Raw genomic sequence first — 791 nt, forward strand, 5'->3', positions numbered from 1 at the left:
CGTCTTTCATCGCTTTCTGGCGCCAAGGCATCCACCTGTTGCCCTTTCTAACTTGTTCTCTTCGAACTTCCTTTCCAACCCTATTCAATTTTCAATGAGCAACACCTCCTTCCCGAAGGAGGGGGTGCGCCAGGCGCATGCCTGAATGACATCCACGAAGGAAAACCCTCGTGACTGCTGTCAAACATGCGACTGTCAAAGAGCAATACCGTGTCGGGAAGAGTGCGTGGTGGAGATGGCCGGATTCGAACCGGCGACCCCCTGCTTGCAAGGCAGGTGTTCTCCCACTGAACTACATCCCCGTTCCAGCCTACTGCCAGGAAAGCCCCCCCCTGAAAGGGGTCAAGGGGGCGGCGCGTTGCGATCGCCATCCGTAAGGTTCGCGCTACGCGCTCACCTAACGGCTGCCGTCCCTTGCGGGGTACGGGGCGGAGCCCCGTATTCTTTCCTGTGGCACCGTGCCCAGCTGGCGGCACTCCTGATCAATGGTGGGCCTGGGAAGACTTGAACTTCCGACCTCACGCTTATCAGGCGTGCGCTCTAACCACCTGAGCTACAGGCCCATCGGCGAAGACGGGCGCGCGGCCCAGCTTCATTCACGGTTGCTTCAAAGAACACACGGTACAAGACCGGTTCCTTGCAAGTAAACAGCGAGTCGGGAATGTGTCTGTAAAGGAGGTGATCCAGCCGCAGGTTCCCCTACGGCTACCTTGTTACGACTTCACCCCAATCATCGGCCCTACCGTAGACGGCTGCCTCCTTGCGGTTGGCTCACCGGTATCGGGTAAAAC

Annotated in this window: 2 tRNA genes and 1 rRNA gene; all 3 read right to left on the reverse strand. The window is 58.4% G+C overall.

The window, feature by feature from the left end:
* Positions 1–227 precede the first annotated feature (227 nt).
* Positions 228–302, reverse strand: a tRNA-Ala gene (locus V6B97_RS17065).
* Positions 303–486: 184 nt separating this feature from the next.
* A tRNA-Ile gene (locus tag V6B97_RS17070) sits at positions 487–563 on the reverse strand.
* A gap of 108 nt (positions 564–671) precedes the next feature.
* Positions 672–791 (reverse strand): 16S ribosomal RNA (locus V6B97_RS17075); the annotation flags it as partial.

The sequence above is a fragment of the Nitratidesulfovibrio sp. 1201_IL3209 genome, assembly GCF_036763125.1.
Taxonomy (GTDB): domain Bacteria; phylum Desulfobacterota; class Desulfovibrionia; order Desulfovibrionales; family Desulfovibrionaceae; genus Cupidesulfovibrio.